Origin of the sequence: Mycobacterium heidelbergense (assembly GCF_050205645.1) — a bacterium.
GTDB classification, from domain to species: Bacteria; Actinomycetota; Actinomycetes; order Mycobacteriales; family Mycobacteriaceae; genus Mycobacterium; species Mycobacterium heidelbergense_A.
In genome coordinates, this window is record NZ_JBNMQT010000003.1 from 176,328 (window position 1) to 193,388 (window position 17,061).

17 protein-coding genes and 1 tRNA gene are annotated in these 17,061 nt (G+C 65.7%); 10 read left to right on the top strand and 8 right to left on the bottom strand.

All coding sequences use genetic code 11. From position 1 onward, the window contains the following. Positions 1-54: 54 nt before the first annotated feature. From ACQI5H_RS04200 to ACQI5H_RS04220, 5 genes are all read left to right on the top strand, one after another. Complete coding sequence (locus ACQI5H_RS04200) at positions 55-1,650, top strand: GMC family oxidoreductase (protein WP_427078142.1); 1,596 nt, start codon at positions 55-57, stop codon at positions 1,648-1,650. After that, the gene (gene car, locus ACQI5H_RS04205; RefSeq protein ID WP_427078143.1) at positions 1,640-5,149 is read left to right on the top strand and encodes a carboxylic acid reductase; all 3,510 of its coding nucleotides are present in this window, start codon (positions 1,640-1,642) and stop codon (positions 5,147-5,149) included. The genes ACQI5H_RS04200 and car overlap by 11 nt, the downstream gene beginning before the upstream one ends. Further along, positions 5,113-5,364: a GMC oxidoreductase gene (locus ACQI5H_RS04210; protein ID WP_427078144.1), complete on the top strand. Its 252-nt coding sequence runs from the start codon at positions 5,113-5,115 to the stop codon at positions 5,362-5,364. Before car ends, ACQI5H_RS04210 begins: the two co-directional genes overlap by 37 nt. Positions 5,365-5,850: 486 nt before the next feature. Further along, positions 5,851-7,194: an FAD-binding protein gene (locus tag ACQI5H_RS04215; RefSeq protein ID WP_427078145.1), complete on the top strand. Its 1,344-nt coding sequence runs from the start codon at positions 5,851-5,853 to the stop codon at positions 7,192-7,194. A gap of 13 nt (positions 7,195-7,207) precedes the next feature. After that, complete coding sequence (locus ACQI5H_RS04220) at positions 7,208-8,158, top strand: VOC family protein (RefSeq protein ID WP_427078146.1); 951 nt, start codon at positions 7,208-7,210, stop codon at positions 8,156-8,158. 339 nt (positions 8,159-8,497) lie between these two features. On the opposite strand, the gene ACQI5H_RS04225 is transcribed toward ACQI5H_RS04220, so the two are convergent. Then, positions 8,498-8,722, bottom strand: a complete 225-nt coding sequence (locus ACQI5H_RS04225) for a hypothetical protein (protein ID WP_427078147.1) — start codon at positions 8,720-8,722, stop codon at positions 8,498-8,500. A 37-nt stretch (positions 8,723-8,759) separates the two neighbouring features. On the opposite strand from ACQI5H_RS04225, the gene ACQI5H_RS04230 reads away from it, so the two are divergent. Next, positions 8,760-9,044 carry an adenylate/guanylate cyclase domain-containing protein gene (locus ACQI5H_RS04230; protein WP_427078148.1) on the top strand — a complete coding sequence of 95 codons (285 nt, stop codon included), beginning with the start codon at positions 8,760-8,762 and terminating at the stop codon, positions 9,042-9,044. A 32-nt stretch (positions 9,045-9,076) separates the two neighbouring features. Here the strand turns inward: ACQI5H_RS04230 and ACQI5H_RS04235 are convergent. Both ACQI5H_RS04235 and pgm read right to left on the bottom strand, forming a co-directional pair. Next, positions 9,077-9,149: transfer RNA gene (locus ACQI5H_RS04235), tRNA-Ala, on the bottom strand. 65 nt (positions 9,150-9,214) lie between these two features. After that, the gene (gene pgm / locus ACQI5H_RS04240; protein ID WP_427078149.1) at positions 9,215-10,855 is read right to left on the bottom strand and encodes a phosphoglucomutase (alpha-D-glucose-1,6-bisphosphate-dependent); all 1,641 of its coding nucleotides are present in this window, start codon (positions 10,853-10,855) and stop codon (positions 9,215-9,217) included. Positions 10,856-10,932: 77 nt separating this feature from the next. Here pgm and crcB (ACQI5H_RS04245) point away from each other — a divergent pair, with 77 nt between their 5' ends. From crcB (ACQI5H_RS04245) to ACQI5H_RS04255, 3 genes are read left to right on the top strand one after another with little or no spacing between them, the layout of a single operon-like run. Beyond that, positions 10,933-11,331, top strand: coding sequence for a fluoride efflux transporter CrcB (gene crcB, locus ACQI5H_RS04245; RefSeq protein ID WP_427078150.1), 399 nt, complete (start codon positions 10,933-10,935; stop codon positions 11,329-11,331). After that, positions 11,328-11,705, top strand: coding sequence for a fluoride efflux transporter CrcB (gene crcB / locus ACQI5H_RS04250; protein WP_427078151.1), 378 nt, complete (start codon positions 11,328-11,330; stop codon positions 11,703-11,705). Before crcB (ACQI5H_RS04245) ends, crcB (ACQI5H_RS04250) begins: the two co-directional genes overlap by 4 nt. Further along, positions 11,702-12,799 carry a DUF190 domain-containing protein gene (locus tag ACQI5H_RS04255; protein WP_427078152.1) on the top strand — a complete coding sequence of 366 codons (1,098 nt, stop codon included), beginning with the start codon at positions 11,702-11,704 and terminating at the stop codon, positions 12,797-12,799. The genes crcB (ACQI5H_RS04250) and ACQI5H_RS04255 overlap by 4 nt, the downstream gene beginning before the upstream one ends. Here ACQI5H_RS04255 and ACQI5H_RS04260 read toward each other — a convergent pair whose 3' ends face one another. Genes ACQI5H_RS04260 through ACQI5H_RS04280 form a run of 5 tightly spaced genes read right to left on the bottom strand, consistent with a single transcriptional unit; the run spans position 12,800 to position 16,349 of the window. After that, positions 12,800-13,426, bottom strand: a complete 627-nt coding sequence (locus ACQI5H_RS04260) for a GNAT family N-acetyltransferase (protein ID WP_427078153.1) — start codon at positions 13,424-13,426, stop codon at positions 12,800-12,802. Position 13,427: 1 nt separating this feature from the next. After that, a complete protein-coding gene (locus ACQI5H_RS04265; RefSeq protein ID WP_427078154.1) occupies positions 13,428-14,303 on the bottom strand; it encodes an LLM class F420-dependent oxidoreductase in 876 nt (291 codons plus the stop codon). 12 nt (positions 14,304-14,315) lie between these two features. After that, complete coding sequence (locus tag ACQI5H_RS04270; protein ID WP_427078155.1) at positions 14,316-14,672, bottom strand: DUF488 domain-containing protein; 357 nt, start codon at positions 14,670-14,672, stop codon at positions 14,316-14,318. 45 nt (positions 14,673-14,717) lie between these two features. Continuing rightward, positions 14,718-15,413: a DsbA family protein gene (locus ACQI5H_RS04275; RefSeq protein ID WP_427078156.1), complete on the bottom strand. Its 696-nt coding sequence runs from the start codon at positions 15,411-15,413 to the stop codon at positions 14,718-14,720. An 18-nt stretch (positions 15,414-15,431) separates the two neighbouring features. Beyond that, on the bottom strand, positions 15,432-16,349 hold the full coding sequence (locus tag ACQI5H_RS04280) for an HpcH/HpaI aldolase/citrate lyase family protein (protein ID WP_427078157.1): 918 nt from the start codon (positions 16,347-16,349) through the stop codon (positions 15,432-15,434). Positions 16,350-16,492: 143 nt separating this feature from the next. On the opposite strand from ACQI5H_RS04280, the gene ACQI5H_RS04285 reads away from it, so the two are divergent. Continuing rightward, on the top strand, positions 16,493-17,059 hold the full coding sequence (locus ACQI5H_RS04285; protein WP_427078158.1) for a hemerythrin domain-containing protein: 567 nt from the start codon (positions 16,493-16,495) through the stop codon (positions 17,057-17,059). The last annotated feature ends 2 nt before the right edge of the window (positions 17,060-17,061 follow it).

Below are 17,061 nucleotides of genomic sequence, written 5' to 3' on the forward strand. Positions count from 1 at the left end.
CATCGGTTTCCTGGAAAACACGCCGCCGAGTTGAGGTTACGGAAGGAAGCTCCAATGGTTTTCGCACGTGAAGTCGCGGATTATGTCGTGGTAGGTGCGGGATCGGCTGGAAGTGTGGTTGTCCGGCGGCTGCTCGAGGCCGGCCGCAGCGTGCACGTCATCGAGGCCGGCTCGGCCGATACCGACCCTCGGATTCACTCACTGCAGGGCTGGCCGCTGCTACTGGGCAGCCCACAGGACTGGGGAATGTTCACCGCGCCACAGCAGCACGCCAACAATCGCAGGCTGTTCTGGCCTCGGGGCAAAGTCCTGGGGGGAAGCAGTTCATTGAACGGAATGATCTACATGCGCGGGCATGCCAGTGATTACGAGCGTTGGGCGCAGGTGACCGGCGATCCCAGTTGGGGGTGGGATCAGGTGTTGCCGTTGTTCAAGCGCTCGGAGGCACACGAACTGGGCGGCGACGAGTACCACGGCGCCATCGGACCATTACCCGTGTCCACCATCTCTAACCCGCACCCACTCTCCGAAGCATTCGTCGAGGGGGCATTGGCCCTTGGGCACAAATGGATCGAGGATTTCAATGCCGAGGAGATGGTCGGTGTCGGATACAACCACATCACTGCGTTGCGTGGCGAACGGATGAGTGCGTGGAAGAGCTTCGTCGCGCCGATGCAGGTTCATCCTCGGTTGACGGTGACCACCAGCGCCCTCGTCCATCGGGTACTTCTGGAGAAGGGTCAAGCCGTCGGGGTCGAGTACTCACAAGGAAGCCAACCCCTTCAGCGTGCATACGCCCGCGCGGAGGTAGTGCTCAGCGCAGGTGTCTTGGGCTCACCAAAAGTATTGCTGCTCAGTGGGATCGGACCGAGTGCACATCTGCAATCCGTCGGCGTTACCACGATCGTGGACCTGCCCGCAGTCGGAGCGAATCTGCACGATCATCTGTTGGTCAGCAACATCTATGAGGCCAAGAAGCCCCTGACGGTCGGTGCCAACAATCTGCTCGAGGCACAGCTCTACGCGCGCAGCAGCGGGTGGCAAGGAGCTGCACCGAATTTGCAGCCGCTGTTCATCCACATTCCCTACGCCGCGGGAGGGGGCCCCGTGCCCGAGCATGGGTATACGATCGCCGCGGGATTGGTGGCGCCGAAAGCGCGGGGCACGCTGCGGCTGGCCTCCGCCGACCCGAGCGACCCGCCGCTGGCGGATCCCAATGTTTTGGCCGACCCCAGCGATCTCGAGGCGATGGTCGACGCGGTCGAAATCTGCCGCGACATCGGAGCTTCAGCGGCATTCATGCTGTGGCGCAAGGCCGAAGTCGCTCCGGGGCCCGCAGCTGCGAATCGCAACGCCTTGCGCGCCTTCGTCCGGCAGGCGGTGGGCACGTACCACCATCAGGTCGGCACCTGCAAGATGGGCGCAGCAGATGACCCGAATGCCGTTGTCCAGCCGGATCTTCGAGTGCGTGGCGTCGAGGGTTTGCGAGTCGCGGACGCCTCGGTCATGCCCACGATCACCACCGGCAACACCAACGCCCCCACCATCATGATCGGTGAGCACGCGGCTGATCTACTGCTGAACGGTGACCACTTTGCTCGGCGCGCGTCGAGGGATGACCATCGATCCAGGGTATTTCATGCCAACTGATATTTGCGGCGAGCGGCTGCGATGTCGCATTGCCGAATTGTCCGCCACTGATCCGCAGTTCGCCGCCGCCATCCCCAGCGATACCGTCGCCGCGGCGCTCGGGCAGCCTGGTCTGCGACTCCCGCAGATCGTTCAGGCCGCGCTGGACGGTTACGCGGATCGACCGGCGGTCGGTCGGCGGGCGTTCGAATTCGTCACCCACCCCGCGACCCGACGCACATCGGTGCGGCTGCTGCCGCGCTTCGACACCATCACCTACCGGCAGCTGGGCGACCGCATTGGCGCGCTCGCCCGCGCGTGGGCCGCCGATGGGATGTCTCCCGGCGATCGCGTCTGCATTTTCGGTTTCACCAGCGTCGACTACCTCACTATCGATGTGGCGCTGGGCCAGATCGGTGCCGTGTCGGTGCCTTTGCAGACCAGCGCGGCGCTCCGCCACCTGCTGCCGATCGTGACCGAGACCCAGCCGAACCTCATCGCGTCCAGCGTCAACGAGCTGCCGGACGCCGTCGAGTTGATCCTGACCGGGCGCGCGCAGGCGCAGCTGGCGGTGTTCGATTACCAGCCGGAGGTCGATGATCAGCGCGACGCCCTGCAAGCGGCCCGCACACGATTGGCGGACACCGGTGTGATCGTGGAGACGTTGGACGACATCCTCGCCCGCGGCACGTTCCTGCCCGCGGCCGACGTCGCAGTGCCTGGCGAAGACGACTCGTTGGCCTTGTTGATCTACACCTCCGGCAGCACAGGCGCGCCCAAGGGCGCGATGTACCGAGAGAGTGCCGTTGCCAAGATGTGGCGACGGTCGACCCGCGATTTGGTTGGGGCGAGCGCCGCGTCGATCACGTTGAACTTCATGCCGATGAGCCACGCGATGGCTCGCTTCGTGGTGTACGCGACGCTCGGCAATGGCGGCACAGCGTATTTCGGCGCCACGAGTGACCTCTCGACGCTGCTGGAGGACCTGTCCCTGGTTCGCCCCACAGAGTTGTACTTCGTTCCGCGGATCTGTGAGACGCTCTACGGCGAATATCAGCGCCAGGTCGATCGGCGGCTCGCCGGCAGCACCGACCCCGTGGAGCGTGCGGAGGTTGAAGCCGTCGTGCTGGCCGAACAGCGGCGGTGCCTGCTGGGCGGGCGGTTCGTCTTCGCGATGACGGGCTCGGCGCCCACCTCCCCGGAGCTGAAGGTCTGGGCGGAGACCCTGCTGGAGATGCACCTATTCGACGGCTACGCCTCGACCGAGGCCGGCATGGTTATGTTCGACAACGAGCTACAGCGTCCGCCAGTGATCGACTACAAGCTTGTCGACGTGCCGGATCTGGGGTATTTCTCCACCGACCGGCCGCACCCGCGCGGGGAGTTGCTGCTCAAGGCCGAGAGCATGTTCCCCGGCTACTACAAGCGGGCCGAAACAACGGCCAACGTGTTCGACGAGGACGGGTTCTACCGGACCGGCGACGTCTTCGCCGAGGTCGCGCCCGACCGGCTGGTGTATGTCGATCGCCGCAACAACGTGCTCAAGCTCGCACAGGGCGAGTTCGTCACCCTGGCCAAGCTGGAGGCCGAGTTCGGCAACAGCCCGCTGGTGCGCCAGATTTACATCTACGGCAACAGCGCGCAACCATATCTGTTGGCGGTGGTCGTGCCCACTGAGGAAGCTGTGGCCCGCAACGAGATTGATGCGCTCAAGGCTCTGATTGCCGACTCGTTGCAGAACGTCGCGAAGGATGCCGGGCTGCAGTCCTATGAGGTGCCGCGCGACTTCCTCATCGAGACCACGCCGTTCACGCCGAAAAATGGTCTGCTCACCGATATCGGCAAGCTGGCGTGGCCGAAGCTGAAGCAGCACTACGGCGAGCGGCTCGAGCAGCTCTACGCCGAGCTGGCCGCCGGCCAGGCCAACAAGGTGAGCGACCTGCGCCGCGGTGGGGCAGAGCGTCCGGTGCTCGAAACCGTGAGCCGCGCCGCGGCCGCGATGCTGGGCTCCGCGACCAGTGACCTATCGCCCGAGGCCCACTTCACCGATCTGGGCGGGGACTCGTTGTCCGCCTTGACATTCGGCAACCTGCTGCGCGAGATCTTCGACGTCGACGTGCCAGTTGGCGTCATCGTCAGCCCGGCCAACGATCTGCGGGCGATCGCCGACTACATCGAGGCCGAGCGCCAGGGCACCAAGCGTCCCAGCTTCGCCTCCCTGCACGGCCGCGACGCGACCGAGGTGCGCGCGAGCGACCTGACCCTCGACAAGTTCCTCGATGCCTCGACGCTGGCCGCCGCGCCCGAGCTGCCCAAGCCGGCCTCCGAGGTGCGCACCGTGCTGCTGACCGGCGCGACCGGCTTCCTTGGCCGCTACCTGGCGCTGGAATGGCTCGAGCGGATGGACATGGTCGACGGCAAGGTGATCGCCCTGGTGCGTGCCCGCACGGACGAGGAGGCACGGGCGCGGTTGGACAACACGTTCGACAGTGGTGACCCAAAGTTGTTGGCGCACTACGAGGAATTGGCCGCCAACCACCTCGAGGTGCTCGCCGGCGACAAGGGAGAGGCCAACCTCGGCCTAGACCAGCAGACCTGGCAGCGACTGGCCGGCACCGTCGACCTGATCGTCGACCCGGCCGCCCTGGTTAACCACGTGCTGCCCTACAGCGAGCTGTTCGGCCCCAACGCGCTGGGCACCGCCGAGCTGATCCGCCTCGCGCTGACCACCCGGCAGAAGCCGTACGTCTACACCTCAACGATCGGCGTGGGCGATCAGATCGAGCCGGGCAAGTTCGTCGAGGACGCCGACATCCGCCAGATCAGCGCAACCCGCAAGATCGACGACAACTACGCCAACGGCTACGGCAACAGCAAGTGGGCCGGCGAGGTGTTGCTGCGCGAGGCGCACGACCTGTGCGGCCTGCCCGTCGCGGTGTTCCGCTGCGACATGATCCTGGCCGACACCACGTATGCGGGCGAGCTCAACCTGCCGGACATGTTCACCCGGCTGATGCTGAGCCTGGTCGCCAGCGGCGTGGCACCCGGTTCATTCTACGAGCTCGACGCCGACGGCAACCGCCAGCGCGCCCACTACGACGGGCTGCCCGTCGAGTTCATCGCCGCGGCGATCTCCACCCTGGGCACCCAGACCGAGGGGTTCCAGACCTACCACGTGATGAACCCCTACGACGACGGCATCGGCCTCGACGAGTACGTCGACTGGCTCATCGAGGCCGGTTACCCGATCCAGCGCATCACCGACTACCGCGAATGGTTGCGCCGCTTCGAGGGCGCGATGCGGGCGCTGCCGGACCGCCAGCGCCAGTACTCGCTGCTGCCGCTGCTGCACAACTACCAGAAACCGGAGAAACCGATTCAGGGATCACTGGCGCCAACCGACCGGTTCCGCGCCGCGGTGCAGGAGGCGAAAATTGGCCCGGACAAAGACATCCCACATGTCACGGCGCCGATCATCGTCAAATGCATCACCGACCTGCAGCTGCTCGAACTGCTCTGAACTTCGCGAATGTGAGCGGTATCCCCCGCGCCCCGTGGCGCAAGGCCGAAATCGCTCCGGGACCCGCAGCTGCGACTCGCAACGCCTTGCGCGCCTTCGTCCGGCAGGCGGTGGGCACGTACCACCATCAGGTCGCTACCTGCAAGATGGGCGCAGCAGATGACCCGAATGCCGTTGTCCAGCCGGATCTTCGAGTATATGGCGCTGGACGGTAACAACTTTCAAGACTGATAAGCGTGGTCAAGGCCACAGCCGGTGGCGATCTTGGTATGGCATCGCATGCGCGGCGCGGTTGTGTCGTATGCCTTGGGATCGTTTCCTCCTTTATGCACCTTGCATTAGTGATCAGCGAGAAACGCCCAATCAGTGGGCGCGGACTCGCCGTTGGCGCTGTTGCTTCTTAGCGTCATGAGTGTGATGGAAGCAAATGCTGTCACGAATGGCGCGGAAGTATTGCTGGCGCAGTTGGAATCTCGGGGCGTGGACTGCACTTTCGCCTCTCCCATCGCCGCGATTCCCACAGGAATGCGGCGTTCCGCTGCTCGTCGTCCTTGGCGGCAACCGCAGCACGCATATCAAATCCGCAAAGAGCATGTGTGGCAACGTCATTCAACTCACGCCCTCCGCCGCAACGCGCACAGAAGCCATTACCTCGGCACAAACACTCTCGCTCGACTTCGTCGTCAACCCTTAGGAGACAAGTGAGTACAACCGATGTGATAGCCGCAGCCGACGATCTGGCGAGCCGGATAGGTTCAGCGCAGGTGCAGGTGCCCGACAGTGCGCCGTTGATCTGGAATGCGGCGGTGCAACGTCGTCCGGCTGTGATCGTTCGGCCGGACTCACCGCGTGACGTACAGGAAGCCGTCCGCGTGGCGCGTGACCGCGGGTTGCGGCTCTCGGTGCTCGGCGGCGGCCATGACTGGGTGGGGCGCGCTGTGTGCGACGGCGGTTTGGTGATCGACATGTCCGGGATGCGAAGTGTCACCGTCGATACAAGTGCGCGGGTCGCAACGGTGGGCGGGGGCGTCTTAGCGGCTGAATTGATCGACGCGGTCGCGCCGTACGGGCTGGTTGCCGCCACCGGCATCTGCGGTGGCGTTGGCATGACCGGCCTCACGCTTGGCGGGGGCTACGGACCGCTCAACGGGCGGTTCGGACTTGCCTTGGACAATCTTCTCGGCGCCGAGGTTGTCCTGGCCGATGGCCGAATCGTCACAGCCGATGCGACCCATGAGGCGGAGCTGTTCTGGGCACTGCGCGGTGGTGGCGGCAACTTCGGCGTGGTCACTTCCATGCGGGTGCGGTTGCATCCGCTCGACCGATTGATCGGCGGGATGATCGTGTATCCGTGGTCGCAGGGTGCGACGGTGTGGCGTGGGATTAGTGAGGTGGTGTCCACAGCACCGGACGAGCTGACCGTGGAAAGCGGCGTGATGTCCGGCCCGGACGGCAATCCGGCGGTTTATGTTGTGCCGGCCTGGAGTGGTGATCATCGTTGCGGCCAAGCCGCGGTCGACGCGCTCGCCACGCTCGGAACGCCGCTGATAACCCAAATCGGGCCCATCACCTACGGCGAAGTGCTCGGCCTGTTCGACGTGGGGTATGTCCCCGGATTGGCCCTGGAGGTTCGCACTCGTACGGTGGCGGCCTACACGCCCGAGGTCGTCGACGCGCTGGTCGAGGCCGCGCGGACACTGACCTCGCCGCGCAGCGTCATCCCGATCCACCCTTGTCACGGCGCATCGACTCGCGTCGCCCCCGACCAGACCGCGTTCGGGATCCGCCGCCCACATTTCGTCGTCGAGATCGTCGCCGGCTGGGAAGACGGCGACAGCGTCCGTCATCGCGCCTGGGCCGACGCGGTCTCGGCCGCGCTTGCCCCGCACGCGCTTCCCGGCGGCTACGCCAACCTGCTCAGGCCCGACGACCACGATCAGATCGCAAACGCCTACGGCGAGAACGCCATCCGACTCGTCACCGCAAAGAAGCACTACGACCCCGACGGTGTCTTCACTGCCATTCCCCTTCCCGGCGTCTGTTAGAAGGAGCGATCGAATGTCGTACATCATCGATAGCCACCACATCACCATGTCGGTGAACGGGGCCCAGGAGGACGTCGACTTCCACGTCAAGGTGCTCGGGCTGCGGCTGATCAAACGCACGGTGCTGTTCGACGGGACGATCCCTGTCTATCACCTCTATTACAGCAACGCGGACGGCGACCCGAGCGCAGTGCTCACGACGTTCCCCTTCGCCCAGACCGGGATCTCCGGCCGACGCGGCACTAACCAGGCGCGTGAGGTATTGCTCGCCGTTCCCGCGGGTTCACTGGACTACTGGTCCGCTCGGTTACAGCGGCGGGCCGCCGACGTACACGACGCGACCGTATTCGATCGCCGCCGCGTGTTGTTCCGGCATCCGTGTGGCATCGAATACCAGCTGGTCGAGGTCGACGACGACCCTCGTATTGGTTACAGCGGCAATGGCGTGCCCGAGGAGTACGCCATCCACGGCATCTACGGCGTCGGTGTTCACGTGACGGGGCCCGACACCGCCGTCGATTTCGCCGCCAACCACCTCGGCGCTCACGAGGGCCGGACGGAAGGCGACAGGTTTGCGTTAGAGGTCGGCAAGTCCGGCCTCGGCGGCGCGGTCGAGCTTGTTGTCAATCGCAATGACGAGCCTGGCACTTGGACTTACGGCGCCGGAACCATCCACCACTTCGCCTGGAACGCAGACACTCTCGAGAATCAGAACGACCTGAAATTCGAGATCGAGGGTGCGGGCTACACCGATTTGTCCGAAGTCCGAGACCGCAAGTACTTCAAGTCGGTCTACGTCAGGGCGCCCGGCGGTGCCCTCTTCGAACTGGCCGTGACACACAACGAGGGCGGCTGGGACTGCGACGAGTCGCCACACGAGCTGGGCACCCGATTCCAGCTGCCGGAGCAGTTCGAGGCACGGCGCGAGGAGATCCTCGGCTGCCTCGAACCGATCGGGCTCTGAGACTCGGCCGTCACCCCAGAGGCGATATCGACGCGGCGTGTCTCGGTCTTCCCACCGCCTACATCACCGGCGACAGCGATCATGCGATGCCGCAACCGGGGCCCGAATTTGCCGCCCGGCTCGGTGTCGAACCCATCGTCGTTCCGGGGACGCATAGCGGAATGCTGACCCATCCCGACGAAGTGGCCAAAGCGATCCTCGCGGCCACAATTTCCAGTCCTCATTAGGACCAACCTCGACCACCTGTCCACAGCGGCGGCTCCTGGTCGTTGTACATGCTTTTGGGCCGCCATCGCTGTCTGCGCAACAATCGGCCGGCGTGGTGCTCGGCCACATCCTTCAGATACTCGACGTCGTCGCTGGTCCAGGGTGCTGGCCGGTCCCGTCCAACCACCACCTCGGTTGGCCGTCCTGCTCGTAGCGGGTTATCCGGTAACGCCAGGCGACATGCCTGCCCTCGGCGTCGACGTGCCAGTCCAGCAGTCGCGGACGAACGGCCTCGGGGATCGGCTGGAACGATGCCCAGGGGTGGGTTATCCGGATCTCGACGAACCCGCGACCCATGAATCAACCCTAATAGAAGTGATCGAGACCGCGTCAGGTGTCGGTGCTGCCATTTGCCGACCGCGGCAAGTCCGACCTGGTCGTCAAGATCGGCATAGATGAGGGGCCGTGTCTCGCAGTGATGTTGAACGAGCGGCAGGGCTATTTCGGCGAGACGGTCAGTATCGCAGCGCGGGTGCAGAGCCTGTCGACCTCGCAGGAGATCCACATCACCTGGCCCGCCGTCGGCGCCATCCTGGAAAAGGAGGCGATCCACCCCGTTCAGAAGGAGGCCGCACTGCGCGGCATCGCCGACAAGATCGTGGTGTACGAGATTCCATAACTTTCAACCGCACGACACGATTGGAAATTGAGTGGAGCTAAGGGGACTCGAACCCCTGACCCCCACACTGCCAGTGTGGTGCGCTACCAGCTGCGCCATAGCCCCGAGAAGTTGTGCCCATCGAAGCTACACCACTGGGAACATGCGTTCAAAGTCGCAGGCCAGGACCCCTACCCGATGACTTGGTTCACCACCTCGCGGGCGGTCTTTTGCACCTCGGCCAGATGCTCGGGGCCGTTGAAGGACTCGGCATAGATCTTGTACACGTCCTCGGTGCCCGATGGCCGCGCGGCAAACCACGCATTGGCTGTCGTCACCTTCAGCCCACCCAGCGGCGCGTCGTTGCCGGGCGCGGCGGTGAGCTTGGCGGTGATCGGCTCCCCGGCCAGTTCGGTCGCGGTCACCTCGTCGGGCGACAGCTTGGCCAGCCGGGCCTTCTGGTCGCGGTCTGCGGGCGCGTCGACCCGCGCATAGGAGGGGGTGCCGTACTCGGCGGTCAGCTCCTCATAGCGCTGGGAGGGACTCGAGCCGGTGACGGCCAGGATCTCCGAAGCCAGCAGCGCCAGGATGATCCCGTCCTTGTCGGTGGTCCACACCGTTCCATCGCGGCGCAGGAACGACGCCCCCGCCGACTCCTCGCCGCCGAACCCGATGGTGCCACCGAGCAGGCCGTCGACGAACCACTTGAATCCGACCGGCACCTCGACGAGCTTGCGGCCGAGGCCGGCGACCACACGATCGATGATCGACGAACTCACCACGGTCTTGCCGACCGCGATGCCCTCCGGCCACGACGGCCGATGGGTATAGAGGTAGTCGATGGCGACCGCGAGGTAGTGATTCGGATTCAGCAGCCCGGCGTCGGGCGTGACGATGCCGTGGCGGTCGGAGTCGGCGTCATTGCCAGTGGCGATCTGATAGTGGTCGCGGTTGGCGAACATCGTTCGGATAAGCCCAGCCATCGCATCCGGAGAGCTGCAGTCCATCCGGATCTTGCCGTCGTGGTCCAGCGTCATGAACCGCCACGTCGCGTCGACCAACGGGTTGACCACCGTCAGCTCGAGATTGTGCCGCTCCGCTATTGCGCCCCAGTAATCCACGCTCGCCCCGCCGAGCGGGTCGGCGCCGATCCGCACCCCGGCCGCGCGAATCGCATCCACGTCGACCACATTCGGCAGGTCCTCGACATATCTGGCCAAATAGTCGTAGCGCTCGGCGGTCGCAAGCGCCCGGGCCAGCGGCACCCGCTTGACGCCCGCTCCCGAGCGCAGAATCTCGTTGGCGCGCTTGGCTATTGCGTTGGTGGCATCGGTGTCGGCCGGTCCCCCGTTGGGCGGGTTGTATTTGAAGCCGCCGTCGGACGGCGGGTTGTGCGACGGCGTCACCACGATGCCGTCGGCCAGCGCGTCGGTGCGGCCGCGGTTGTAGGTCAGGATCGCGTGGCTGACCGCCGGCGTGGGCGTGTACCGGTCGGCCGAGTCGATCATGGCGACCACTTCGTTGGCGGCCAGCACCTCAAGCGCCGACACCCAGGCCGGCTCGGAGAGGCCATGCGTATCACGGCCGATGAACAACGGCCCGGTCGTGCCGTGTGCCGCGCGGTACTCGACGATGGCCTGGGTGATCGCCAGAATGTGGGCCTCGTTGAAGGCCCCATTCAACGACGAGCCGCGGTGACCCGACGTGCCGAACGCCACCTGCTGAGCGACGTCGTCGGGATCGGGTTCGATCGCGTAGTACGACGTCACGAGGTGAGGCAGATCGACGAGGTCTTCGGGTCGGGCCGGCTGGCCGGCGCGCGGGTGAGCCATGTACCAATTCTGCGCGTGCGCCACTGGCATGTCCCTCTATGCTGCGAAGCGTTCATCGGCTGGAAAGGAACCAACCCGTGGCCCAACACGATTATCGCGAGTTGGCCGCGGTTTTCGCCGGCGGTGCGCTGGGCGCCCTGGCTCGTGCCGCCCTGAGCACTCTCACGGTCGCCGATCCCGCGAGCTGGCCATGGCCCACCTTCACCGTCAATATCGTCGGCGCCTTTCTGGTCGGTTATTTCACGACCCGGCTGCTAGAGCGGCTGCCGCTGTCGAGTTACCGGCGTCCCCTGCTCGGCACCGGATTGTGCGGCGGCTTGACCACTTTCTCGACGATGCAGGTCGAGACGCTGAAGATGATCGAACACCGCCATTGGGGCCTGGCCGTTGGCTACACCGTCGCCAGCATCGTGTTGGGGTTGCTGGCGGTGCACCTGGCCACCGTGTTGGTTCGGCGGGTGCGGGTGCGCGGATGACGGGCGGCGCGGCGGTCTTGGTCTGGGCCGGCGTCGTACTCGTCGGCGGCGTCGGCTCGGTGCTGCGTTTCCTGGTCGATCGCGCGGTGGCCCGGCGCGTGGCGCAGCCGTTTCCGTTCGGCACACTCGCGGTCAACGTCAGCGGTGCGGCGCTGCTCGGGCTGCTCGGCGGGCTGGCGCTGAGCAGGGACGCGGCCCTGCTGGTCGACACCGCGTTCGTCGGCGCCTACACGACCTTCTCCACGTGGATGCTGGAAACGCAGCGGCTCGGCGAGGAGCGCCAGACGTGGGCGGCGGTCGCCAACATCGTCGTCAGCGTCGTGCTGGGCATGGCCGCGGCATTGCTCGGACAATGGATCGCGGACCGGATATGAACCAGCCCTGCCTGAAGTTGACCGCGTACTTCGGCGAGCGCCAACGCGCCGTCGGCGCGAGCGGGCGGTTTCTGGCCGACAAGATGCTGGACCTGTTCGGCACCAGCGACGTCGCGACCAGTGTGATGCTGCGCGGCATCGCCAGCTTCGGGCCCAGCCACGAGCTGCGTAGCGACATATCACTCAGCCTGTCCGAGGACCCTGGCGTGGCGATCGCTGCGGTCGACGTCGAATCGAAGATCCGTTCCCTGGTCGACGACGTCGGCGCGATGACCGGTCGCGGGCTGGTGACGCTGGAACGCGCGCGACTGGTCACCCCGCAACTGGGCACCGATGCGCTCGCGAACTTCGACACCCACAATGGGGACGCCGCCAAACTCACCGTGTACGTGGGACGCCAAGAGCGCGTTGCCGGCAGAAGGGCGCACCACGCGATATGCGACCTGCTGTACCGACACGGGTTTGCGGGGGCCATCGTGCTTCTCGGTGTCGACGGGACGGCGCACGGCGAGCGCTACCGGGCCCACTTCTTCGGGCGCAACGTCAACGTTCCGATGATGATCATCGCCGTCGGGTCGACGGCGCAAGTTGCGGCCGCCGCAACCGAACTGGCCGCCGCGACACCCAATCCGATATTGACCGTCGAGCGGGTGCGGCTGTGCAAACGCGACGGTGAGCTATTCGCCCGTCCCCAGCAGCTGCCGGCGACCGACGACCAGGGACGCACACTGTGGCAGAAGCTGATGGTGTACACCGCCGAGGGCACCATCCAGGAGGGGCTGCCGATCCACCGGGCGCTGGTGCAGCGACTGCTGCATTCGGAAACGGCCCGAGGGGCGACGGTGCTGCGCGGCATCTGGGGATTTCACGGGAACCATAAACCCCACGGGGACAAGCTGTTCCAGCTGGCGCGGCGGGTTCCGGTGACCACGATCATCGTCGACACCCCGCACTCGATCGCGCGCAGCTTCGATATCGTCGACGAGGTGACGAGCCGACACGGGCTGGTGACCAGCGAGATGGTTCCGGCGGCGCTGTCGCTCGACGAGACCCAGCGGCTCGGTGACATCACCCTGGCACGTCACGAGTACTGACTAGGCTTCTCGGAGCCGGGGGACATCCTCGGGTGTTCGGGGCAACGCGTACAGGGCCATCCGCCGGTTCGACATGTCATGTTCGCCCAAGAACACGCAACCGCCACGCTCGCAAAACTTGCGCGCCAGGACATTACGGTGATCGGGATCGAACATCACCCGGCGACATCGCGGGTCGAGGTTGAGCATGCTACCCAGCATGTGCGGCAGCAAAAAGCTCGCATGTCCCTGCTGAATGTAGTCCAAATCGGCCATCGCGACGTGTAGGCCCAGATCGTAGGGGTCGTACTCGTATCGAGTGGCGATGGAATCCTTTGCCGCCCTGTATAACTCGATGTATGCGCGGTCCGCCCCTCCATGGCTGGCGACGAACGGGCGCGAAAACTGGCTGTCGAGTTGCGCACGCAGGTAACGATGCCAGCGCTCCGTCGGCCAGGCGTACTCCCACGACTCGGCCAGGTGCGGCAGGTTCATCCACTCGGAGATCATCTCCGCGTCGGAGTCCGGGTCGGCGAGGCGCAAACCGTACGGCGCGGGCAATTCCGGTATGGGCGGTGGCGGGACGGCGCGCACCTCGTCCGGGATATCGGTCAGCTCGCGCCGCAGTATGGGTTCGGCTTCAGTCATGTCAACCGGGGAGCCTACCCATCCATCGATCGGCCAGCGCCGAAACCCAGTCGGCGGCCACCCCGGGACGGTCGGGCGGCGCCTCGACCAGTACCAACTCGTCAACGCCCAACTCCACGAGTGCGTCGATATCGCGAACGCTTGGCTCACTCAAGGCGACGGCCACCTTCAGTTCGGGGCGGTCACGCCCGGCCTCGGCGCACAGCCGTCGCAGCTTTCCGATCCGTTCGCGCACCGCCTCGACGCCGGCGAGGTTGAAGCCGTACCAGCCGTCCGCCCATGCCGCGACGCGCCGAAGTGCCGCGTCGCTGTTGCCGCCGACCACGATCGGGATGCCGCCATCGCGGACCGGCTTGGGGTTGACCCGAATCGAATCAAAGCCGGCGAACCTCCCGTCGAACGAGCCGACATCGTCGCGCCACAACGTACGCATGGCGGCGACGTATTCGGCCGTGCGAGCCGCGCGATGTTCGAAAGGCACTCGGAGCGCGGCGAATTCCTCCCTGGACCACCCAACCCCCACCCCGAGTGTCAGTCGCCCGCCGCTCAACTGGTCCAGGCTCGCGGCCTGTTTGGCGACCACGACCGGATTGTGCTCGGGCAGCAGCAACACACCCGTCGCGATGCCGACCCGCGATGAGGCGGCGGCGACGAAACTCAGTGCGATCATCGGATCGAGCCAATCCGCTTGTGCCGGAACGCCGATGACGCCGTCCTCGGAATAGGGATAGCGTGACTCCGACCGGTCCACCATGACAACGTGTTCGCCGGCCCACAAAGTGGCGAAGCCGCACCTGTCCGCGGCCGAGGCGACGGCGTCGATCACCGCGCGGTCGGCGCCGGTGCCGATTCCCAGCGCGTGCAATCCCAGCCGCATCGCGCGACCGTCTCAGCGGCTTTTCAGGAGCTTGGCCAGGACGGCCGCTTGGCTAATGTCGACGTCCCGGGTCGCGGTGACGAGGGTGACGGCGCCGCGTTTGGTCAGCTTGCGCAGTTCCTCCAGCGCGGGGCTGTCGCGCAATTCCGCCGTGTAGCGCGATGCGAATTCGTCGAACCGTTCCGGCTTGTGCTGGTACCACTCACGCAGTTCTTTCGATGGCGCGACGTCCTTGCACCAGGTCCCCACCCGCGGGTCGTCCTTGCGGACTCCCCGCGGCCAGATGCGATCGACCAGGACGCGCTGGCCGTCGTCACCGCCGGCGTCGTCGTAAACCCGCGCCACCCGGATGCGCTTTCTGGCGCCCACACGGTCAGGGTAGCGCTGTTGATCGAGCGCATACCCGCGAAAGCCTCACCCTTGGCCGGTGAGATGCTCGACGTCGATGACCTCGCCGCGATTGATACTCACCCAATCGCGCCCATCGAGGTAGGGCCGCAGACGACGGCCGATGAGTTCGACGTCGGCCGGTGCCTTCGGCCGCTGAAGCTCGTAGACATGCGGCAACTCGGCCATCCCCGTCACGACGCTCCACAGCTTCAGCGAATCCGGCCCGGTCGGCGGGTCCACCAAGACCGGCCCGAACAGGCACTGGCCGGACAGGAACAGCGTCGGAACGCCGTATCCGCCCGCGTCGACGACCCGCTGATGCTCGGCGCGAACCTCGTCATGGGTGGTCGGGTCGTCCAGCGCCGCATCCAACGTCGCCGCGTCGACGCCGATCTCGCCCAGCAGGCGTCGCGCCACCGCCGGGTCGTGCGGCTTGCCACCCGCGGCGTGCAGTTCGTGCCCGATCACCGCGTACCACCGATCCAGCAGCGACATGTCGGTGCGACGCAGCAGCGCCCCGATCCGCATCAGCGACCAGCCGTAGGACCAGTCCCGCTCCCACGGATGCTTCTTGCCGTCTTCGCGATTGATCTCCTCGAGGCTGAAGAACCGCCAATTGATCGTGATCCCCACGTGCTCGCGGACGTCGCGGATCCATAGCGACGTCTGGTAAGCGAACGGACACATCGGGTCGAAGTGAAAGTCCACGACGGTACTCATCGAGCCCTCCGTCTTGCGTCAGTAGTGATACGTGTCCGACGGTGCCGGCATGTGGACCGGTTCGTCCTCGAAGTCCGACGCTTCGATGCCATAGGAGCGAGCCAACTCGAGGATCTTGGTGGCCCGGGCGATGCGCGGCAGGTCGGACCCATTGCGGATCTCTCCCCCGTCACGTTCGAACTCGGCGAAAAACTCCTTGGCCCAGCCGATTTCGTCTTGCGACGGCGACAGCCCCTCGTTCACCACCGCACACTGCTCCGGCGACAGGCAAATCTTGCCGGTCATGCCGAACTCGACGGAGACGGCCGTAGCCTCGATGAGCTTGAGCGCGTTGGAGCCGATCGTCGGGCCGTCGATGGCGCTGGGCAGGTTGGCCGCCCTCGCGGCGATCGTGAAGCGCGACCGAGCGTAAGCCAGCGTGGTCGGGTCCTCTCCCAGCCCGGTGTCGCGCCGGAAATCGCCGATACCGAAGGCAAGCCGGAAGGTACCCTTGGCCGCGGCGATTTCGGTGACGCGCTCAAGACCGCGCGCCGTTTCGACCAGCGCCACGATCGGAACGTCGGGCAGTCGCTTCGCGGTCTCGGTGATGTGGTCCACCGATTCGACCATCGCCAGCATCACTCCCCCGACCCGGGTGCGGGCCAGCGCGGCCAAATCGTCGGCCCACCACGGGGTGCCGAAACCGTTGATGCGAACCCAGTCGGTGTTGTCGCCGCCGAGCCAACGCACGACGTTGTCGCGGGCGGCGGCCTTGTCCTTCGGCGCCACCGCATCCTCGATGTCCAGGACCACGATGTCGGCGCGCGAGCGCGCCGCGGCCTCGAACCGGTCGGCGTGCGCGCCGTTGACCAATAACCAGCTGCGCGCGAGAACCGGATCGATCCGCGAGCCTATGTCGGCGGGATCCGCAGCGTCGATGTTGACCTCGTCATACATTCCCTAAACCGTAGCGATATCGAAAGAGGGCGGTGGAGGCTGGTCACGCTGGACCGTTTGAGCGTTGCCCCCGGGGGTACCTTCCGCCGAAGCGGTGCACAGCCCCAAGCCCGCGCTCCCTTGCACCAATGGAGGTATCGGCGATGGCCGACATGCTTGTTCAATCGCCCGACGAAGTCGTGGCGTTCCTCAAAGCGCAGCACAACCTCATCGAGGACATGTTCGACGAAGTGCTGCACGCGTCGGACCCGCAGGCGCGCGAAAAGCCGTTCGTGGAGTTGCGACAGTTGCTGGCCGTGCACGAGACCGCCGAGGAGATGGTGGTGCACCCCCGTGTTCGCCGCGAGGCCCGCTCCGGCGACACGATCGTCGACGCCCGGTTGACCGAAGAGCACGACGCCAAGGAAGCGCTCTCGCAGATCGAGAAGCTCGACATCACCTCGCAGCGGTTCATCGACGAGCTCACCAAGCTGCGCGACGCCGTGCTCGACCACGCGAAGCACGAGGAGAACGAGGAGTTCCCGGTGCTGAAGCGAGAAGTCGACGCCGACGATCTCAAGCGGATGGGAACCGCGGTGCGGGCGGCCGAGGCCATCGCGCCAACCCGCCCGCATCCCGGCGTGGAATCGGCGAAGCTGAATTTCGCCGTCGGCCCGTTCGCGTCGATGCTCGACCGGGCCCGCGATTTGATCCAACAAGCCGTCGGCTAGTC